Origin of the sequence: Leptotrichia sp. oral taxon 215 str. W9775 (genome assembly GCF_000469505.1) — a bacterium.
In the GTDB taxonomy this organism is placed as follows: Bacteria; Fusobacteriota; Fusobacteriia; order Fusobacteriales; family Leptotrichiaceae; genus Leptotrichia_A.
Genome location: NZ_KI272829.1, coordinates 1 through 7,559, shown reverse-complemented (window position 1 = coordinate 7,559; position 7,559 = coordinate 1). Strand labels below are relative to the sequence as shown.

2 protein-coding genes are annotated in these 7,559 nt (G+C 31.9%); both read right to left on the bottom strand.

Annotated elements, in window-relative coordinates:
• Positions 1-274 precede the first annotated feature (274 nt).
• Positions 275-664: an adhesion protein FadA gene (locus tag HMPREF1984_RS02395; RefSeq protein ID WP_021766283.1), complete on the bottom strand. Its 390-nt coding sequence runs from the start codon at positions 662-664 to the stop codon at positions 275-277.
• A 662-nt stretch (positions 665-1,326) separates the two neighbouring features.
• A partial coding sequence (locus HMPREF1984_RS02390; RefSeq protein WP_021766282.1) for an autotransporter-associated N-terminal domain-containing protein occupies positions 1,327-7,559 on the bottom strand: 6,233 nt, incomplete at its 5' end.

The window sequence follows — 7,559 nt, the reverse complement described above, 5'->3', positions numbered from 1 at the left end:
CATCTCTTTACAAATGATCTTAACTCTTTTTCAATTCTTTTCAAATTGTTATTCATAACTGTCTCCCACTTTCTTAATTTTTTGTACTTTCTATTATTGCCGACTTCCCCTTCTTGAAAGCTTGAATTCTATTCTTCCGTTTTGAAACTTTTATAATTTTTTCTATATTTGAACCTATCTTTTCTGCCATTGATACTCGCCTTATTACTGATGCCAGTAAAATTAATCAGAATGAATAAAAATATTTTGTTATATCCTTCAATGTTTTACTTAACTAATTTCCCATTATTGCCAGTATTTGTTCCAACTCAGCTATCTTCTGTTCTTTTTCCTTTATCAGCTTAGCTAAATTTTTATAATATGTATCATAATTATTCAAAACTTGTTTATATTTATCTCTGTGCCATCTAACTTCAGAGTCTTTCTTCAATTTTTCAAAAAGTTTTTCCTTTCCTTCTTCTTTTGCTTTAAGGTCTGCAACTTCATTTTCAAGCTGAGCCTTCTGTACTTCAAATTCCCTTTTCTTCTGTGCTTCTTTTTCAAGCAGGTCGTTAAACTTATTTTCTATTGAATTCAGACTTGCTTCTAAACTTTGTTTTTCTGCTGAATAACTTACTGTTGCCATTATAAATAAAGCTGACAGCAAAAGCATTTTTCTTTTCATAGTTTTCCTCCTTTAATATAGCATTACTTTGAATAACATTATTTATGTTGTTTCATACTGTTATTTTTAACTAAATTATATTTATTAATTAAGTTTTTATTTTATTTTTATATAGATATTTTGCTAATTCCATTTTTTCTATTATATATTTCTTTTATTCTAATTATATCACATTTTAAGACTATTGTATCTACTTCTTTACATTATTTAATACATTTTTTATACAAAAAAAGTATTAAATAATATTTTTTGTATATTCATCGTTATATTTTTATATGAATATTTATTCAAATAAAGGTATTATTTTAAATTTTATATGTTATTTATTTTTTAAGTTCCACATGAAATAAATACAAAATAAAAATGAGGCTGTCTCAAAATAATAAAAATTAAATATAATATACAAAAAAACTATATTTTTTTCATTTACTAAAATTTTACTTATACAAAACAGTCATTTATTAAGGAAAAGTCAAAAACTTGCCTAAAGGCTCGGACAGATGACTTTTCCTAAATTCATTTCCTGTTTTACATTGTAAAATTCTAATAATTCAAAAATATAGTTTTGTACATTATTTTTTTACTTTCTTTTTGAAATAGTCCAATTTCTGAATTAAAGGTTATATTTTAAACAGAAACTTTTTCCTTCAGATAAAAAGTTATTAGTAAATAACTCTGAATCCTAATCCTCCTCTTACATTGTGACCTTTTGTATCATATCCGGCATTAAATGTTACTCCTAATCTAGTGTTATCTACACCAATATTCAGATCAAATTTTCCGCTTCCTCTTCTATCTTCTTTTTCACTTCTTAAATCATACCAGTCTGCTGAAGTAAATCTTACTCTTGCTTTATTTGTATTATTTACTTTTCCTAATTCATTTTCATAAGCTGCTGATAATCCAACAGATAGCTGAGTTTTTACTGCTAATGGTTGAACATATTTAAATTCTATTCCTACTTCAGGTTTTACTGAGAAGTAGTCATTTCCTTCCACTTCTAATCTGATTTGTCCATTGTCTTCTTTAATGTCATTAAATCTTCCATATTCCATTTTCAGTGCTCCATATGGTCTCAAATGTGTTCTTTCAGATAATCTTACATCATATCCTAAATTTGTCTTGAAAGCTGCCCCATATGAAGAATAATCAGATTTTGCATCAAATATTTCATCTACAATCCAGAATTTACGTTTCATTTCATTTCTACTTATAAATACATCTCCTGCAACTGTCCATTGTAATGAACCATTATGATCTGTCACCGGTGACATTGTCTTGAAAATTCCGGCTTTTACCATAGTCTGATTTTCTCTGGATTTTCCAATATCTTTAAATCTAAATCTATTGTTAACTGCTCCTGCATACCATCCACTTGAATTTCCTAATTTAACAGTTTCATTTTCATGAACGTAAGCTACACCATATGCATCACTTGTGTAATCAATAATTCCTGCTGTATCTGTGTTATATTCATTTCTCATACCAAATACTTTAATCTTATTGCTATCTTTAGTCGTATTTCTCCAATTATTCTGTAAGTAATTAAATTCTTTATCCAGTGTATTTCCTGTAGCATTAACTCTTTGCTGAATATTTGCATATTGATGTCCTTTCATTTCATCAATTGCCTGTGCTAGGATATGTGCTTCTCCTTTTCCTAAATCATTTAACTTATTAAATAGATTTTTTTCTCTTCCATCAGCATCTACACCATATCTTTGCTCCAATCCATTCAGGAAGTTATATGTATTAGTATCCTGAGCAAAAGCTGTATAAGGTATTTTAACTAAATATACTTTTCCTAGAGCACCTGTAGATAGATTCTGAGTTGCTGTTGCAAACCATGTCAAACTTCCGGCACCTAACGTAAACTTAGTTCCTGTTCCTGCAGCCGCCATATTTAAAATCATTGTATTATATGGATCAATTATATTGTTACCTACTTCTATTGTCTTACTGTCTGTATATCTTGCCGCTTCACTACCGAATATTAAATTAATTTTTTGCAGTCCTGTTAAGTTGTTAATTCCTACAATCGGGTGTGTGTAATTTACTCCTGATGTATCTATATACATTCCCAGCGAACCAACTTTTTCATTTGTTGGAATACTTCCTAAACCTGTTGTTCCTAAATCAATTATTGATGTAACCCCACTTGGAGAAGTTACTGATACTGTACTAGGCGTACTAGTTCTTGCATTTGTATCAACATAGGTAGGTACAACAGTTGAACCATTTATTTTAATTGTCGCTGAAGTTGCTCCTGCTGGTGCTATAATTTCTATTCCTGCTACTGTTTTTCCTGTCGGACTTCCTGTTTTTCTTACAACTCCTTCTGCTCCGCCTGTATTTGTAACAGTTCCTGTTATACCACCACTAGTTTCATTTGTAAATGTTCCTGTAGAACCTAGATATCCGGCTCTATTATTAGGTCCATCCACTATAATCTGTCCGTAGTTCTTAATTACTCCTCCACCTGTTGCAACTACACCTAAAATACCTGTATTATTTGGTGTCGGAACTGTTTTAATAATTCCCCAGTTTTCTCCTACGGCATTATTATCAACATACATTCCTTTTGTATTCTTTCCACTTAATTCTATTACTCCTGTACTGCTATTTATTGCTCTTGAACCACTTCCTGAAGCAAACATTCCAATTCCTTCATCTACTGCTACCTTTATTGTTCCATTATTTGTTATTGTTCCGTTGGAAGTTGCCATTCCCATTCCGTATTCTGGAACCGGAGTTGCTGTTAAATTACTTCCGCTTACTGAAATTACTGCATTATTTGTAGCATTTCCACCATTAATAGCGTATATTGCCACACTTCCTGTTCCTCTTCCGAAATCAATATTTGCATTATTCACTACTGTTCCTGGGGAGTAAATTCCATAAGTATTGTTTCCTGTAGAAGTCAATGCAACATTATTAGTTACTGTTATATCACTATTATTAGAATAAATGTATTTTGCTTCATTTCCTAATGTAACTGTTCCATTTGTTGTTAAAGCTGTTGTTCCTGTATTTTTAATTACATAACCAAATGAAGAATCTCCAACTGTCATATCAGTATCAGAGCTTATTGTTCTTCCTGCTGTTCCAGTAGTGAATACTCCAACTCCTTCATTCGCTCCAACTCTTACTTTTGAACCTGCATTTAATGTTACATTTCCTTCTGTTGAATAAATTCCAACTCCTTCATCTCCAACTGTAATTTCTCCAGTTGAACCATGAGTTACTGTTGTTCCAAAAATACCGTAATTTTTATTTCCACCAGTAATTTTACCATCATTTACTATATCTGTTGCTGCATCATTAGTATAAATTCCTACACTTGGAACAGAACCTGCTGATGCCGCCAAATTAATTTCTCCTCTATTTATCAATGATGAGCTGTTATTAGCAAACATTCCAACTTGTTCCTGCCCTGTCATATTAATTTTTGCATTTGTATCATTTGTCAATGTTGCTTTATCTCCTATCATTCCGATAGATTTATCTCCTGATAAAGTTAACACTCCATTTCCTGTATTTGTTCCAATAGCATCAGTTTTTGTTCCTGCTGAATTATTATTTTTTACGTAAATTCCATATGAAGTTGTTCCATCTAATGAAACATTTCCTTTATTTACAATACTAGTTGTTCCTTCACCGGGTCTTCCTCCAAATTCATTTACTTTAGGTGCTCCAGTAACTGCATCTTCCCTATATGCCAATCCTAATAATCCGATTGAACTGTTTCCACCAACATTTACAGTACCTTCATTATTTACTTCAGAACCATTTACTGCGTAAATTCCTACTGCACTGTCATTGTGAGAATTTGTTGTTAACTGCTCAACATTTATTGTAGATGATGCATCTGTATTCACTTTTCCATAGTTTATGAATAATCCAACTGCTCCGCTTCCTGCGTCTGTTCTGTCTGCTGAAACTGAAGACCCTGCTGCAAGATTTATTTGAGTCTCATTATTTGAAGCTGCTGAACTGCTTGAACTCATATCAAGTCCTACAACACCTTTCATACCAGCCGCTGTTAAATCTGAAGAACTTAAATGTGCCGTTACATTTTTCCCTACCTGTAAATTTAAAACTGCACGTTGAACTAAATATCTTTTAACAAATTTAAATGAATCTGTTGCTTCGTTAGCAATATTAGTAGCCAAACTTTTATCAATATCTGTATTAATATTATAGTTTAACATTCCATCTATAAATGCTTTTTTATAATTAGTATATGCCGTTGTTCCATCTTCTCCATTTACAACTTGAATTCCTGAAGCTGCAATACCTAAATCTGTATCTATAGATGTTAAATTTACTATTCCTTTATCTTTAAATTCAAATGGAATAGCATCATTTGACATAACAACTATTTTTGTATTTGCATTTGTTGTTATATCACTTAAAGAAGATCCTTGTACTCCTATTGCTTTTCCTCTTAAAACAACTGTACTTCCTTGTAAATCTATTTTCCCATTATTTCCACTATAAATGGAATAACCACTTCCTTTATAATCTAAAATTGAATTTTTTAAATTTATATTACTTGTAGAGCCATCACTGTACACACCAACTAATCCATCAGATAATTTCATAAAACTGTTTTCTGCTTCAATTTGACCTCCACTTGTAGCATAAAATCCAACTCCATTACTTCCAGAAATAGTAACTTTAGGAGTTCCTATTGAAGAATCTGTTACAACTGTTACTCCTGATGAATTAACAGTTATTGATGGTTGAGTAACTGCTGCTTCTGTTACAGTAATTTTTCCACTGTTTTTCGCATAATACAGTACTGAATCAGGACCGGCAACTTCCCCTGTAACACCTTGATTCAATGTAACTGTCGAACCAGCTCCTTCAGAATACGCCAAAGTGAATCCATTTCCACTAACCGTTGTTGAAGCTAAAGGTAATGAATTATTTATTTTCAGTGTTCCACCACTTTTGGAAGCAAATAATATTGCATTATTTCCATTAACTTTAAAGTTATTAGCTGTATTATTATAAATTAAATTATTATTTGTACCTCCATCTGAAAGATATCCTATGTTATCTTCCCCACCGATAGTTATACCGCTAGTAGCTGAATCATTAAATGTAAGCTTAGCTTCTCCTGCTCTAAGAGCTATTGAATTTTTAGAATTATTCTCTAAATTCACATTATAATTGTTTATATCTAAATTTGTAAATCCATTATTGGAAATTGTAAAATCAAAATTTAGTCCAACTGAATTTTGAACTTTTGTCAAATCTCCTTTTGTATCACCATAAGTAGCATCTTGTGAAGTTAAAGAAGCTCCTCCAATTTGAATATTAAATTTTGAATTTAAAAAATTATTTGAGCTAGCGTCTGGTTCTGACAAGAAACTCGCTCCTACTGATTCATCTCCATATATTTCAATCGGTGTATTAAGTTGAATATCTGCATGTGCCATTTGTTCACCAGAAGTATCATTGTCAGTAGCTATTCCTAAACTATTTTTACCAAATAACTGCATTTTACCATTATTAATTGAACTTCTTGTTATTCCTTGCGTATTGCCTGAACTGTATGCCCATCCTACACTTTCTGGAGCATAAAAAATTACACTTCCGTCAGAAGCATTTTCTATTTTATCGCTTTCTGAAGTTCCATAAGAATAAGCTCCGAATATATGGTTTCCTGGAGTTGCTCCAGTTAATGCTGTACCTGAAGCATCAACAAATGTTCCATTTTGTGCATGTCCAATTATATTTCCCCTATTTACAAAAGTTATACCACCTGTACTAGCTACATTATCTATATTTACTACTGCTATTTTATTTCCATAAATATTAGTATTTGCTTTATGTATTAATTTAGCTTCAGCATTTCCTGAATCTGATGGATTTCCCATATAATAAATTGAATTTAAGTCCCCACCACTACTATTATTACCTACTACGTTAACTGTCATTGTATTGGGCAATGTAATCACTTTTCCACTTAAAGCGTAAAAAGCAGCTGTGTTATTACTATCTCCTGCATCAGAAGCTGGTAAATGTGGAACAGGTGTACCTGTTCCAGGATCGTTTGAAGGGGTATATGCTCCATTCTCGGTAGCGCCACTAAAATTATATTTAAGAGGATCTCCTACTCCGCTAAAATAGTTATTAAATGTTCCTGACAGCACTTCTACTTGAGCAATTAAAGCATTATTTTGTAAAGGATTATTCACATTATAACCCCACGTCCAGTTTGGAACATTCTGATACGCAACATCAGTTGGAGGTGCTGAAGGAACCTGACTAATATTGACATTCTTAGGGTTAATAATAGGCGGTGTTACCATTAATGGATCAAATGGCGGCAGTCCACCACTAGGAGTCGTAGGTACAAAATTAGGAGCTTCTTTATCTATCGATAGTGTTCTTAATGATGCATCAACTCCAATTTCTACTAAATTTTCCATTGCATTTCCTAATGTTATTGACGTATCACCATATTTAAATATTCCTTCTGTCTGATAACTGTATTTACTTAAATTACTATTTCTTTGAAAAATTACACTTCCAGTTTTATCTCCATGACCTTTATAACTTCCTCTCCAGTTGTTATAAAATTCATTTATTCCAAACTGCCATGAGCTCCATGGTGATTTTACTACATGGTCTCCCTGTTCCATCAGTTGTACCAGTTCAAGGTTTGAATCTTTCATCAGCTTATCATTTTCAGCTTTTGCTTCCTTAAATAACTTCTTCATGTCTGTTATTGATGTCTGAAGTCCTCTTTTTGCTGTTTCTACATCATCTTTCCCGTTAGCTGAAAGAGATAATGACCCTGTTACTAGGAATGAAAACAGTAATGCTGTATTATATTTTATATCCTTGCATCTCTTTACAAATGATCTTAACTCTTTTTCAA